This window comes from Dyadobacter psychrophilus (genome assembly GCF_900167945.1).
Classification (GTDB): domain Bacteria; phylum Bacteroidota; class Bacteroidia; order Cytophagales; family Spirosomataceae; genus Dyadobacter; species Dyadobacter psychrophilus.
This window is the reverse complement of record NZ_FUZA01000001.1, coordinates 1,222,320-1,237,161: the sequence shown is the minus strand read 5'-3', so window position 1 is coordinate 1,237,161 and position 14,842 is coordinate 1,222,320. Positions and strand designations below refer to the sequence as shown.

Annotated in this window: 6 protein-coding genes; all 6 read left to right on the top strand. The window is 44.0% G+C overall.

All coding sequences use genetic code 11. The features are described 5' to 3' along the window. Positions 1–26: 26 nt before the first annotated feature. Positions 27–2,411, top strand: coding sequence for an ABC transporter permease (locus B5X68_RS05315; protein WP_082213579.1), 2,385 nt, complete (start codon positions 27–29; stop codon positions 2,409–2,411). A gap of 20 nt (positions 2,412–2,431) precedes the next feature. Further along, entirely contained in the window at positions 2,432–4,822 is a 2,391-nt protein-coding gene (locus tag B5X68_RS05310; protein WP_082213578.1) for an ABC transporter permease, read from the top strand. A gap of 37 nt (positions 4,823–4,859) precedes the next feature. Continuing rightward, entirely contained in the window at positions 4,860–7,241 is a 2,382-nt protein-coding gene (locus tag B5X68_RS05305; protein ID WP_082213577.1) for an ABC transporter permease, read from the top strand. Between the two features lie 232 nt (positions 7,242–7,473). Continuing rightward, a complete protein-coding gene (locus tag B5X68_RS05300) occupies positions 7,474–9,930 on the top strand; it encodes an ABC transporter permease (protein ID WP_082213576.1) in 2,457 nt (818 codons plus the stop codon). Positions 9,931–9,954: 24 nt separating this feature from the next. Then, complete coding sequence (locus B5X68_RS05295) at positions 9,955–12,375, top strand: ABC transporter permease (RefSeq protein ID WP_082213575.1); 2,421 nt, start codon at positions 9,955–9,957, stop codon at positions 12,373–12,375. Positions 12,376–12,424: 49 nt separating this feature from the next. After that, positions 12,425–14,839 carry an ABC transporter permease gene (locus B5X68_RS05290; protein ID WP_082213574.1) on the top strand — a complete coding sequence of 805 codons (2,415 nt, stop codon included), beginning with the start codon at positions 12,425–12,427 and terminating at the stop codon, positions 14,837–14,839. Positions 14,840–14,842 lie beyond the last annotated feature (3 nt).

The window sequence follows — 14,842 nt, the reverse complement described above, 5'->3', positions numbered from 1 at the left end:
TTATATAAAATTTTTCCATCCAAGCCATGATCAAGAACTATTTCAAAATTGCAGTTCGTAATTTGACGAGGAATAAGATTTTTTCCTTTATCAATATTGCCGGACTATCGCTGGGGCTTACCTGTTGCATGCTGATTGTGCTTTATACTAAGGACGAAGTCAGTTTTGACCGGTTTCAGGAGAATAAAGACCAACTTTTCCGGATCAAGGTTACCATGTCGGATAGCCGCGAAACGCGTGAGATCGGCAGCACCAACACCATTCATGGCCCCAGCTTTAAGCAGGAAATTCCGGAGATCAAAGACATTGTGAGAGCACAGAGCAACATGTTTGTTACCAGAAAAGGAAACGAGCTGCTGAGCGAAGACGTGCTTTTTGCAGATAATAATTTCTTCACGGTGTTTTCCATGCCGCTCGTGGCGGGAGATCCCAAAACCGTGCTTGCCAATGTTAATTCCATCGTTTTGACCGAAGAAGTTGCGGAGAAATACTTCAATACGAAAGACGCGGTTGGTAAAACAATGGAGCTGAAAATCGGTGATAACTTTGAAAAGCTGATTGTGTCCGGCATTGCCAAGAAATGCCCGCAAAATTCCTCTATTCAATTTGGTGCTGTAATTCCCTTCGAGTTGCAGGTTACCAGAGGCTGGACTGATAAGGAATGGCTGGGTTTTTACATGAACACATTTGTTTTGCTCCACGAAAAATCTGATTACAGAACGGTCATTCCAAAACTGAATCAGGTTTTCAAAACCAAGTCAGCTGAAGAAATCAGTAAGATCAAAGATTTTGACCAGAGGATCAGTTTTAGTCTGCAACCTTTCCTGGATATTCATCTGGATAGCGAGGTAAGCGATCTGCGCAATGGACTTGGCCGAGGCAGCAGCCCCATTTATTCTTACATTCTCTCCGGCATAGCGATTTTTATCCTGCTCATTGCTTGTATCAATTTTGTAAACCTCACTGTCGCCCGGTCTTTGAAACGCGCGAAAGAAATTGGCATTCGCAAAGTTGTGGGAAGTCAGCGGAAGCAATTAATGTATCAGTTTCTGGGCGAGTCTTTTCTGCTTTCATTTATTGCTTTTTTCTTCGCCATCGTTTTAACGCTAATCGTTTTGCCGACATTCAATGAGTTGGCTAACAAGCAATTGTCACTTTCATACCTTTTGGATATCAAGCTGGTTTCCGGATACTTTTCCTTGTTTTGTATCACGGGATTGGTGGCCGGCTTTTATCCCGCGTTGGTGTTGTCTGGTTTTAGTCCGGCGCAAACTTTGTACAACCGCACCAGGCTTACACAAAAAAATTACCTGACGAAAAGCCTGGTTGTCTTCCAGTTTGCTTTATCGGTGTGCCTTGTTATTGGTACAATCGTCATTTATTCGCAATTCGAATATTTGACAAACAAAGACTTAGGTTATAATGATAAAAACCTGATGAGTTTTAGCCTCGGCCGGGGCCGGTCAGGAGAGCAATACCTGAATGTTGTAAAAGAAGAGCTGGAAACCGTAGCGGGCATCGAAAAAGTGGGCGCTTTTAATGGTAATTATAACGGAACGCTGGCTGATATCGAAACCGGGAAAATCGATTTTGGATACATTGGTGTCGATGAGGATTTTCTCAAAACCTTAGAAATTCCTATCGTTAAAGGCCGTAATTTCTCCAAAAGTTTTCCTTCCGATCCGGTACAATCGGTGGTGGTAAATGAAGCATTCGTGAAAAAGGCAGGCTGGGCAAATCCCGTTGGCAAGGAGATTAATTTTGAATGGAAAAATCAAAAAATGACCGTGATAGGCGTGGTGAAAAATTACCATTATGCCTCGCTGAAAGACACGATAAAACCATTGCTGATGACTCAGGACCCGAATTATGGAAAGAGTACATTGTCCTTAAAATTAGCAGGCGGAAACACGGTTGAAACGGTAAAAAAGGTTGAAAAGATATTCCGAAAGTACGTCCCGTTTATGCCATTTGAATATCAGTTTGAGGACGCAAAAAACCTTAAACGTTACGAATCCGAGGCCAAATGGAAAGAAATGATCACGCTTGCAGCCCTGCTATCCATCTTTGTTTCCTGCATTGGGCTCTTTGGGCTGGCTACATTTAATGCCGAAACCAGGGTGAAAGAAATTGGCATCCGAAAAGTGCTCGGAGCCTCGGCAGCCAGCATTGCAGCATTGCTATCCTCCGATTTTATCAAACTCGTACTGGTAGCAATTGTCGTTGCGCTGCCTTTTTCCTATTACGCGGTTGACACCTGGTTGCGGGATTTCCCTTATCGCATTGCAATCTCTTGGTGGTATTTTGTGGCTGCGGCCCTGTTGGCAATCAGTGTTGCGATTTTAACCGTCGGCTACCAAAGCCTGAGAACGGCCACGATGGATCCGGCTAAGTCGTTGAGAAGTGAATAAACATCTTAAATTGTAATGTAATGCTTGGCAGCCAGATTAAGATCGCTTTCAGGAACCTGCGGAGTGCGGGCCTGTTTACCACATTGAATGTTGCCGGGCTTACCGGGGGAATGGTGGCAGCCGTTTTTATCCTGCTATGGGTGCAAAATGAGCTAAGTTTTGACAATTTCCATAATAAGTCAGATCGTATCAGCCGGATTGTTACGCATTTGAAGGTGAGCAAAGAAGAAACCTGGCATTGGTCGAATACGCCTCTTTTACTGGCTGAGGAAACGAAAGTAATCCCTGAAATCGAAGCGGTTACCCGTGTTAATACTGCTTCTAATCTTCCCGTTTGTATTGGCGACCGGAAGATTGCCGGTGAAAATGCAGTTTATGTGGATACCAACTGGTTTAGCTTGTTTGATTACCAATTCGTGGATGGGTCGGCGATGCAATTTGGCGCGGCAATCCGAAATGTCGCCATTACGGAAGCTAAGGCCCGGCAGTTGTTCGGGCGAACGAATGTCGCCGGGACAATCATGCGGATCGATACGCTTGACTACACGGTTGCGGCAGTTTATAAAAATAACCCGCCAAATTCCAGCTTTCAATACGACTATATTTTGCCGTTAAGCGCATATCTGGCCAATCCACGAACTTATGAGGGAGACAAAAGCTGGAACCAGTTTAATTATCAGACATTCGTTCTGCTCAGGCATGATGCCGACCGGAAAAAGGTGGCTGCGAAACTAACGGCACTTATTTCCAAATTTAAAAAAGATGATGACGGAAAACCCTCTTCAGATATCGTCTTGGAAGCCGAGCCTTTGACAAACATGCATTTCAATACGGAACTTCAGGGGTCTGACAAAAGCAAAGGTGACAGAAAGACGATCTATATATTCTTCGGCATGGCCCTGGTGATTTTACTTGTGGCATGTATCAATTATGTCAATATTACCACCGCACGGGCCAGTATCAGGTCGAAAGAAGTGGGAGTAAAAAAGTTGCTGGGCGCAAAGCATTCGCACCTTTTTGCACAATTCATGACAGAATCCGTACTGACTTGCCTAATGGCTTTCGGTCTGGCACTGTTGCTGATCTTCGTGTTATTGCCGCTGTTTAATGATGTTACAGAAAAGACCTTTGAGCTTTCATTTTCTAATAAACCGCTTTGGTTTGTGTTGATTGGGACCACTGTTATCGCCATTCTGCTGACAGGCATTTATCCTTCCCTTTTGCTTTCTTCCTTCAAACCCTTTGAAATCCTCCGAGGGAGCAATGTTTTGGGTTCTTCCAGTGCAAGTTTCAGGAAGGGGCTGGTCGTTTTGCAATTTACAGTTACAATCGTTTTCCTCATCTCGGCGCTCGTTGTGTTTCAGCAGATGAAATTTATTCGCGAGAAAGAGCTTGGCTACGACCGTGCGCATGCTTTTGGTTTCCGGATGCCCTGGGCGATGAAGAATAAAATACAGCCTACCACTTTCAAAGAGCGACTCTTGCGGGAGTCGAGCATTGCGGATGTGACCATTTCGAGTCAGAGCATTGTGCAGATAAATAGCAGCACCACAGGATCTTACGATTGGGATGGAAGGCCAAAAGATTTCAATCCAATCGTTTCTCAGCTGGCTGTCGAGTCCAATTTCCAATCCATGTTCGGACTTAAAATAGCGGAAGGCCGCTGGTTTGATGACAACCGGACGACCGACAAACAGAATGTGGTGCTAAACGAAACCGCCGTTAGAAAGCTAATGCTTAAAAAGCCGGTGATTGGTAAAAGATTTGATTTTCATGGTAAAAAGGGTGTTGTAATCGGAGTAGTGAAGGATTTTCATTATAAAAGCCTGCGCGAAAAAATTGAGCCTCTGGTGCTGTTCAACGACTTGTCCTGGAGCATGGGAATTTATGTAAAAGCACAACCCGGAAAGGACGCTGAGGCCATTCGCGCTACGCAAAAAGTTTGGGAAGAAATGATTCCCAATTATCCGCTCGAATACACTTTCCTGGATGAAACATATAACAAAATTTATAAAAACGAGGCTAAAACAGCCACCTTGTTCAACACATTCACCACGATTGCGGTCCTCATTTCAAGCTTAGGCTTGTTTGGTCTGGCCACATTTACAGCTGAACGACGGATGAAAGAGATCGGAATCAGAAAAGTGCTTGGTGCTTCCGTAACCGCCATCGTTTCATTGCTTTCGAAAGATTTTTTAATGTTGATATTGATCTCCATCGTCGTAGCCTCGCCTGTCGGCTATTATTTTATGGACAAATGGCTGCGCGGATTTGAATACAAAATCGACCTTAAATGGTGGCTATTCGCAATAGCAGGCTCCGCCGCGATTTTCATTGCAATGTTCACAATCAGTTATCAAAGCATTAAAGCTGCACTGACAAACCCCGTAAAATCATTGAAAACGGAGTGATTATTGATGCCAAACCTTGCTAAAATATTTTTGAAAAATGTTTAAAAATTATTTAAAAATCGCATTTCGAACGCTCTGGAAAAACAGACTTTTTACAGGCATTAACCTGATAGGAATGTCGATGGGGCTTGCCAGCGCGGGTGTTTTGATCCTTTTTACACAAAGAGGAATCACCTTTGACTCTTTTCATAAGGACAATGATCGGCTTTACTACATACAGACAGAAGGAAAATCTGGCCGCTATAACCAAACAGTTTATCCGATCCTGGCTCAACTGTTAAAAACCTATCCGGAGATTGAGACAGGCACACACGTGCAGCGGTGGAATAATGTCTGGCTCAATTACAAAGGCAAAGATATTCAGGCGGATACGAAATACGTAGACAGCACTTTCTTCGATATCTTTTCATTTGATTTACAATATGGGAATTCCCGAACAGCACTGAAAAGCCGGGAGTCCATCGTGATCAGTAAAAAAGTTGCTGGTTCGCTGTTTGGAAATAAAAATCCTGTTGGTGAGACTGTTACAGTTGATGACACGTTGCATTTTACAGTGACCGGCGTACTAAGCGAGGTTCCTTCCAATTCATCCGTTCAGTTTGAAATACTGGTTCCTATACAAAACCTGGAAGCCAGCCCGGATTTTCTAAAGGGCGCCGACTGGTACAACACGTTCGCAACTGTTTATCTCAAATTGAAAAACGGAACTGATGTTCAGAAATTGGAAAGTAAGCTTCCTGCCTTTGCAAAAGCACATTTCAGTAAGGACGTGCGGGATCGAAAAATTCGCATTGTACCGCTGACAGAATATATTCATTACGAGAATCCCGGATTCAAATGGCTAATTACAGGATCCGTTACGATTACGGTTTTTATTCTGCTCATTATCAGCATTAACCTGATCAATCTCAACACAGCAATATCATTCACTCGTGCGAAAGAAGTGGCGGTCCGGAAAGTAACGGGCTCCACGTTGCGGCAGATCCTGGTTCAGTTCTGGACCGAATCGGGCATTGTTTTGGCTGCTTCCTTGGTGATTTCAGCCATTTTTGCGATCTATTATCTTGTGCCGCAGTTCAATGAATTCCGGAAAGAGCGGATGCAGCTTGTGCTGGACTGGCAGCAAGACTATGTAACGGTGCTCATTCTGGTGGGTATTATCTGTTTAATTGCCTTCATTGCAGGGACTTACCCAGCTTTGTATCTGAATAAACTGGATATCCGCGATTCGGTAAAGGGAAAGATTTCGAACAATCCGCAGTCGAAAAGTTTCCTGCGCGGGACCCTTATCGTCGTACAATTCGTCATTTCTTTCGGACTTGTGATCGGCGCTATTGCTGTCCGAAAACAGGTTACTTTCATGCGAAAGGCTGATATGGGATTTGATAAGGAAAATGTGCTCGTGATCAAATCGGATATGCAGTATAAAGATGGGAAAGTTGCAGCAAGCCAGTTCAAAGGCATTATAGACGATCTAACAGCCAATGCAAATGTGAAGAGTGTCGCTACATCCGCAATTGTCCCCACCAAGTACTGGTCAAATTACAATGTTTATATGCCCGACGACGAGGCCAGCAGGGAGATTGTTTTCAAGCATGTGGGCACAAATTCGCGGTATGCCGAAACATTCGGGATTAAAATGCTCGAAGGGCGGGACTTTTCGGATGAACTGGATCAGGATGGTAAAAATCTGCCGGTTGTCATTAACGAGTCGGCAATGAAGGCTTTGGGCTGGGAAACCGCGATAGGGAAGCGTTTGAGGCAAAAAAACAATCCGGAAGTTTACACGGTTGTCGGGGTGATGAAGGATTTTCATTACCAGGAATTAAAGGAGAAAATTGAGCCGCTGCTGCATTGGTATGAAGGCGAAACGGCTCTCAACAGTTATTTGAGCGTAAAATTGCACAATGCAGATCAGGCCAAGGGCTTGCTTGCAGAGCTGGAACAGAAGATGAATAAAATCCCACATAAGAAGCCATTCCAGTATTTCTATTTATCCGACGAATTAAGCCGACAGTACAATCATCTTGACGGCATTTGGAAAATGCTCAATTTTGTAACCATGCTTTCTGTGATTATTGCTATGGCGGGGATTTTCGGGCTGATCACTCTGGCTGCAAATCAACGGGTTAAGGAAGTCGGGATCAGGAAAACGCTGGGTGCGGGTGTTGGCGCGATCGTTGTTTTGCTATCAAAAGATTTTGTCGTTCTTGTTGCCATATCCATCCTGATCGGCATTCCGCTGGGCTACATTTTCGCTCTAAAATATCTCGGCAGTTTCGAATATCACATCATGATCGAATGGCACATTTACCTGACAGTCGGACTCGCAGCACTTGCTCTCACCTTGATTACCGTGGGTTACCAAAGCATCAGAACGGCGCTGACCAATCCTGTAAAGAGTTTGAAGAGTGAGTGATTGGTTCTGACCAGTCCAATACCGAACAAAAGTGTCCGAAAGCGGACACTTTTGTTGTTTAAAATCAAATTTAAATAGCTGATTATAAACTGATTAGTGTATAGTTCTTTGGCTTGGTATAATTATTCATTAGGTAGGGATATCTATTTAGCTATGAAAAATAAAATATCCTCTTCAACCCATTGATATCGCTGGATTTGATGGATATCAACATTATTAAGGAAGGTTAGCCATGATCAAAAACTATTTAAAAATTGCTTGGCGGAATGTGCTTAAAAGTAAGCTCTTTTCCGCCATTAATGTGTTCGGACTATCCGTAGGCATGACGTGCTGCATGTTGCTGCTGCTTTACATTCAAAGTGAGGTTTCCTTTGATCAGCAACACGAACACATTAAGGACCTGTATTTACTGCGTAGCGAAAATGTGCAGTCCAATGGCGAGATAATGGACAATCCGCGCGGTCCGGCGCCATATGCACAAGCGATGAAATCGGAATTTCCGGAAGTAGTTCAAGTAACAAGGCTTTGGCAAAATTTTCTTGAAGATAAGGCCCTGTTTCGCGTAAATCAGCCTGGGCAAGGAGAAAAATCGTTTTACGAAACCAAGGGAATTCATGTGGATTCCACTTTTTTTGATGTCTTTACTTATGAGTTCGTAGAAGGAGACCCGAAGACTTCCATGAACGACGCTCACTCGGTTGTGTTGTCGGACGCGGTTGCGCAAAAGTTTTTTGGAGGTGGTCCAGCTTTGGACAAAACGATCCGCATAGGAGGCAAAACCGGTCATAACGAAAATTTTCGGGTAACAGGCGTTTTCAGAAGTCAGGGTGACAAGTCGCACATTGATGCCAATTATTTTGTCTCGCTGCATGCGGGCTGGGTGGGCGATTATTTGCGGCAGCCCGATCTGAATTTCACCAGTAACAACATGTTTTACCATTATCTGCGTTTGAAACCGGGAACAAGTGCAGAGAAATTTGGCCAGAAACTTCCTTCATTTATTGAAAAATATGCCCGCAAGGATCTGAAAATTGCAGGTTTTGATAAAAAACTGGCATTGCTTCCCGTTAAAGATATTCACCTTTTCAACAAGATTGACAAAATTGTAACAAGCACAACCAGTACAACTTACCTGTATGTGCTGGCTTCTATCGCTATATTTACGTTGCTCATTGCGTGCATCAATTTCATGAATCTTGCTACTGCGCGGTCGGCCAAGCGCGCAGCGGAAGTGGGCATGCGGAAAGTAATGGGCGCGGGCAAAAGCGGCCTGATCGGCCAGTTTTTGGGTGAGTCGCTGGTGCTGACATTTTTGGCGCTGATCATTGCCGCCGTATTTGTTGTTTTGTTCCTTCCTTTTTTCAATCAGCTTGCGGACAAAGCGCTGTCCTTATCCGAATTGTTCAAACCCGAAATCATTGCATCATTTGTTATCCTGGCGTTTATAACCGGTTTGCTGGCAGGAAGTTATCCTGCTTTTTATCTTTCCGTTTTCAACCCACTGGACGTTATCAAAGGAAAATTCGTTAACTCGGTTTCGGCCGCTGCATTGCGTAGGGGATTGGTTGTATTTCAATTCGTGATCTCGATCGGACTGGTTGTGGCAACGATGGTTATTCAAGGGCAGATCAAATTCATGCAGGAGCAGCCATTGGGTTTTACCAAGGAACAGCAGATCGTTATTCCGTTCCGAAGTGAAGAAAGCCGGAAAGCGTATACTGCTCTCCGTAATGAAATTCTGGTGAATAATCAGATCACTGCTGCGTCTGGAACAAGCTATTATCCGGGCATTCTGAACCCAAGCGATATGTCGGTTTTTCTTCCCGGACAAAGTGTAAATGAGGATGGACTGGTAAAAACCAACTGGGTTGCGCCGGATTTTATGGAAACAATGGGTTTCAAAATGGCAGCCGGCCGCATGTTTTCAGCTGCATTTCCCGGTGACACCAATTATAAAATAGTCGTCAATGAGGCAACATTAAGGAAGTTTGCAATTCCCATGGAAAAGGCGATTGGACAGCATCTTGACTTCAATATGGACGAAAATAAAATTGGTTCTTTGGAAATTGTCGGTGTAGTAAAGGATTTTCATTATCAGGATCTGCACAACGCAATAGAACCTTACGCTTTTTTCCTGAGCGGCAATGCAAATCACAATTACATCATCGCCCATGTTAATACAAAAAACGTAAGCCAGGTGCTGCCATTCATAGAGTCAAAGTGGAAGTCGCTGGTTCCGGGCGAGCCATTTACTTATACGTTTCTGGACCAGGATTTTCAGAACAATTACGCTGCGGATGCGCGCACGGCACGCATCGTGAATTCCTTTACCATTATCTCCATTCTTATCTCCTGCCTTGGTCTGTTTGGATTGGCAGCTTTCGCAGCGCAGCAACGGATCAAAGAAATCGGGGTGAGGAAGGTTCTGGGAGCTTCCATTGGCAGCATTGTTGGGTTGCTTTCAGGTGATTTTATCAAACTGGTACTCATTTCGATGCTGATAGCCACACCGCTAACCTGGTATATTATGAACCAATGGTTGCAGGACTTCGCCTATAAGATCAGTATTCAGTGGTGGATGTTTGTAGTGGCAGGTGCATTGGCGGTCATTATTGCTATGATTACGGTCAGCACGCAAGCGATTAAGGCGGCGGTTACAAATCCGGTAAAATCTTTGAAAAGCGAGTAGAAACAATGATAAGCAAAAATTCTGATGTTTAAAAACTATCTCAAAATCGCATTTCGCAACCTTTGGAAGAGCAAAGGTTACGCGCTGATTAATATTACGGGTTTGTCCGTTGCATTCTGTATTAGCGCATTTTTGTTTCTGACGGCATATTTTCAATTGTCCTTTGATAACTTTCATAAAGACAAAGAGCGCATTTTTCAAACTTATTTCTTTTCCAATGATCCGGAAAAGGCGAATGCAGCGAGTTCAATGCCTTTTCCCTTAACGCCTGCTTTAAAGGCTGAATTTCCTGAAATAGAGAGTATTACAAGGGTTGTGAACGGAAGTGATGTTTTGGAATATAAAGGAAAATATTTCGATAAGCAGGTTATGTTCGCTGATCCTGATTTTCTCAAAATCTTTACATTCCCACTCGTAAAAGGCACTGCCGAAACAGCTCTGCAAGACCTTAGTAGCATCATTATCAGCGAAAATATGGCAAAGGCTATATTCGGGAAAGAGGATCCGATGGGTAAGTCGTTACAGGTCGGGCTGGATGCCAATCGAAAAGAATATGTGGTTACGGGCGTGCTGAAAGATTTTCCTGAAAATTCGTCGATCAAATATGATGCATTTGTGAGAACTGAAAATGCCGGGGGATATCAGCAATCCAAGGAGCAATGGGATGCGCATTCTCACCGGGTTTATTTAAAATTAACTCCAAACGCCGATCAGGCTGCTTTTGAAAAACGGTTGAAACCATTTACACAAAAATATTTTGCTGAAAACATCACTACACTAAAAAGACAAGGTGCAAAACCGGACGAGAGAGGGGATATTTTCGCGATCAGACTTGAAAATATGGCAAACCTGCACTTCAATTCGAAGGTATCGGGTGGTGGCGCGGCTCCAATTGCGCTTATTTATGCCTTGATGGGAATTGGTTTCTTCATCCTGATGATCGCTTGTATCAATTTTATTAATCTCAATGTTGCCAGATCTTTTATCCGCGCAAGGGAAGTTGGTGTCCGGAAATCGCTGGGTGCGTTGAAAACCCAACTATTTTTTCAGATCTGGGGTGAGGCTGCAGTGATCTGTTTTTTCGGGTTTTTGACAGGCGTTATACTCGCAGTGTTGCTGCTGCCAAGCTTCAATGCTACTTTTCAAAGTAAACTCAGCCTGGATTACATGTTTGAACCAGACAAAATTGTGCTGCTAGTAGGGCTTTTTATCCTAGTAACTTTGATTGCAGGCGGTTATCCGGCGTGGCAAATGTCCAAGTTCAATGCGGTGGAAGTGTTAAAAGGGAAGGTGACATTGAAAAAGCCGGGCGTGCTGCGTAACTCCCTCATTATTGCGCAGTTTACATTGTCAAGTTTGTTGATATGCAGCACAATCATCGCCGTTCAGCAGGTCAATCATTTGCGCACACAACCGCTGGGATTTGAAAAAGAACAGGTGATCAGCATTCCGGTTGGAAATAAGATTAATGGTAACAAAGTGTTGCGAAGGCTACGAAACGAGCTCGAAGGCGATCCTAATGTACTCGCAATCAGCGGAAGCGCGGTTAATCTGGGTGTAGGTATGGACCGGAGCACTTCCCGGAGTGTGATCGGTTTTACTTATAAGGAAAAGGACATCACCACGGACTGGCTTTCAATCGATTACGATTATCTTAAAGCATTGAATATCAAGCTGCTGGCGGGGCGGGAGTTCAGCCCAGCTTATCCAAGTGATTCGCTCGACAGAGTCATTATCACAGAAAGCATGGCTAAAATGATCCAGGAAAAAGATGCTGTCGGCAAATATTTTCAAACGGATACGGCCGGCGTTAAGTATCAGATCATCGGCGTGATTCCTGACTTCCATTTATATTCTTCGAAAAATGAGAAAAAACCGATCACTATGCATCTGGGTGGTTCAGGGTCAGTTAATTACATTTTCGTGCGGGTGACGCCGCAAAGTTTGCGGATTGCTATGGACAAGTTGAAAAATGTTTGGAAAGAGGTTGCACCTGAAACAGAGTTCACAGGAACATTTGTGGATGAAAACACCAATTCCTGGTACAGAGAAGAAGGACATTTGTCCAAAGTTTTCAGTCTTGCATCCGGGATAGCGATCATACTGTCGTGTCTGGGGCTGTTTGCAGTTGCATTGATTGTGATGGAGCAGCGCACCAAGGAGATCGGTGTTCGCAAAGTCTTGGGAGCCACCATTGCCAATCTGGTTTTTGTATTGTCCAAAGATTTCGTAAAACTTGTTTTGATCGCAATCGTCATTGCCACACCATTATCGTGGTTTTTTATGCAGAAATGGCTTGATAATTACGCCTACCGCATCGAGATCAATCCCTTAATCTTCGTTCTTGTCGGCCTAAGCGCCATCGTGGTCGCTTTGGCAACCGTAGGATTCCAAAGCATTAAAGCCGCGTTGATGAACCCGGTAAAATCTCTGAAAAGCGAGTGACGCCAGGAAGATTACAAACATTCTCCCACAGAAAAGCATCAAAACAGCCATGATCAAAAATTATCTTATCACTTCTTTCAGGAATTTAAGGCGTAACTGGAATTTTACTTTGATCAACATTACCGGGCTTACTCTGGGGCTCGCTTGTTGCTTGCTGATCTTTTTTACGGTTCGGTATGAGCTTAGTTTTGATCAGCAGCATAAAAATGTCGACCGCATTTTCCGGATTTTGAAACATACAAAAGGAGAGGTTGATAAGGGCTATAATACTGGCATGCCACTTCCGGCCCTGGCGGCGTTGCGCAATGATTTTCCCGAAATTCGAAATCAGATTTCGTGCACATATGCCATGCGTGGCGCACTGATCACGATCGGGGAAGGACCAAACCGCAAAAAGCATTTTGAACAAAGCAATGCAGTTTCATTTATCGATCCTCAATATTTTAAACTATTTGATTACAAATGGTTGAAGGGATCGGCTGCCAGCTCCCTTAATAATCCCGGCGCAGTGGTGCTTTCTGAGAGTCAGGCAAAAAAATATTTTGGGAATGCAGATCCGATGGGCAAGACTATCAGGGTGGAAAACAACATGAATTTTGTGGTTACCGGCATTATCCAGGATCCGCCTGCTACCACAAATTTCCCTTTTACGACCATGCTTTCGTTCGCTTCATTAAAAGGTTATGGCGCATTTACGAACTGGGATGACTGGCAAAGCACTTACGGAGGCGGGCAAATGTACATGATGTTGCCAGCAAATGTGAGTGAAGAGAAAATGGAGCAGCAACTGGTTTCTTTTGTCAAAAAATACAGAGAACCAAAGGACGCTGCGGTTGAAGAGTACATTTTACAACCCGTTAACGACATTCACTTCGATACAAAAACTTCCAATTACACAGGCAGGACGATCAGCAAAGGGATGATCTGGGCGATGGTGCTGGTGGGGATGTTTATTTTGATCACAGCTTGCGTGAATTTTATCAATCTCGCCACTGCACAGGCGCTCCGTCGGGCGCGGGAAGTGGGTGTGAGAAAAGTGCTGGGCAGCACGCGCGGACAGTTATTAAGGCAATATTTTTCTGAAACTGCTGTAATTACTGTCTTATCTGTCATACTCGCGTTGATCGTAGCGCAAATTGTGTTGCCCAGTGTTGCCAACATTCTGAACGTTAAGGCGGAGGGTGTAATATTTGTGACGGACATTTCAATAATGGCATTCCTGGCTGTACTGACAGTGATTACAACCGTTCTTGCTGGTTTTTATCCTGCGATGGTGGTGTCGGGTTACCAGCCTATTCTTGCATTAAAAGGTAAAATGAGGACAGCGGGAGGCGGGCAGGCGAGTCTGCGTTCCGGGTTGATCGTCCTGCAATTCACGATTTCTCAGATAGTGCTGATCGGCACATTGATCGCTTATAGCCAGATGAAATATTTTCGTACGCTTGACCTTGGATTTCAGAAGGACGAGATCATTAGTATGCCAATTCCTGCACAGGATCCGGGCGTTTTGGAAGGTTTGTATGCCAAGTTAGTTAATGAGCCTGGGATAAAATCCATGAGTTTCAGCGCCTTTACGCCCATGTCGAGAAGTAATTGGCAAACCGGTTTTAAATATGAAAATGATGCTGAATTCCTCGATTTTGAAGTGGTTATGCGGCCTGCGGATACAGCATACGTAAAAACTTATGGATTAAAAATGGCAGCGGGAAGGATGTATCTGCCCGCAGATACAATGCGCGAATATGTTGTTAATGAAGCTTTTGTAAAAAAACAGGGCTTTAAAAATCCTGCTGACATTATTGGCAAACGGCTTACCATCGGCGGGTCCGAGTTCAAATTGCCGATCGTGGGCGTGGTCAAAAATTTCAATACGTATAGTTTGCACCGTGAAATTATACCCTGCGTGCTCACCACGCAACGTGGAAATTACGGCACATTAGGCATTAAGCTCAATAAAAATGCCGACGCCAAACAAATTGAAAGAATTGAAAAAGTCTGGTCGGCAACATTTCCAGACTATTTATTCAGCTATACATTCCTGGACGAAACGCTCAACAGTTTCTATGAAAAGGAGTCCAAACTATTTGATCTCTTCAAAATACTGACCGGAATTGCCATTTTCATCGGTTGCCTGGGGTTGTACGGCGTTGTCGCTTTCATGGCCGAGTCCCGTATGAAGGAAATGGGCATTCGCAAGGCGATTGGCGCTTCGGCATTCAACATTTTCAGCTTGTTTTCAGTTGATTTCGTGAAACTGGTCGTGATAGCGCTCACCATTGCGTCGCCTGTTGCCTGGTATGTGATGAAGGGCTGGTTGCAGGATTTTACTTATCAGGTTGAAATTAGTGCATGGTTATATGTGCTTGCGGGAGTCGGGGCGATCATTATTGCTTTAATTACAATAAGTTTTCAGAGTATCAAAGCAGCTTTAGTGAATCCTGTGACATCTTTAAGGAGCGAGTAATTT

What these genes read in the sequence shown, in the direction of transcription:
- B5X68_RS05315 (WP_082213579.1), top strand. Translation starts at nt 27, where the DNA reads ATGATCAAGAACTATTTCAAAATTGCAGTTCGTAATTTGACGAGGAAT.
- B5X68_RS05310 (WP_082213578.1), top strand. Translation starts at nt 2,432, where the DNA reads ATGCTTGGCAGCCAGATTAAGATCGCTTTCAGGAACCTGCGGAGTGCG.
- B5X68_RS05305 (WP_082213577.1), top strand. Translation starts at nt 4,860, where the DNA reads ATGTTTAAAAATTATTTAAAAATCGCATTTCGAACGCTCTGGAAAAAC.
- B5X68_RS05300 (WP_082213576.1), top strand. Translation starts at nt 7,474, where the DNA reads ATGATCAAAAACTATTTAAAAATTGCTTGGCGGAATGTGCTTAAAAGT.
- B5X68_RS05295 (WP_082213575.1), top strand. Translation starts at nt 9,955, where the DNA reads ATGTTTAAAAACTATCTCAAAATCGCATTTCGCAACCTTTGGAAGAGC.
- B5X68_RS05290 (WP_082213574.1), top strand. Translation starts at nt 12,425, where the DNA reads ATGATCAAAAATTATCTTATCACTTCTTTCAGGAATTTAAGGCGTAAC.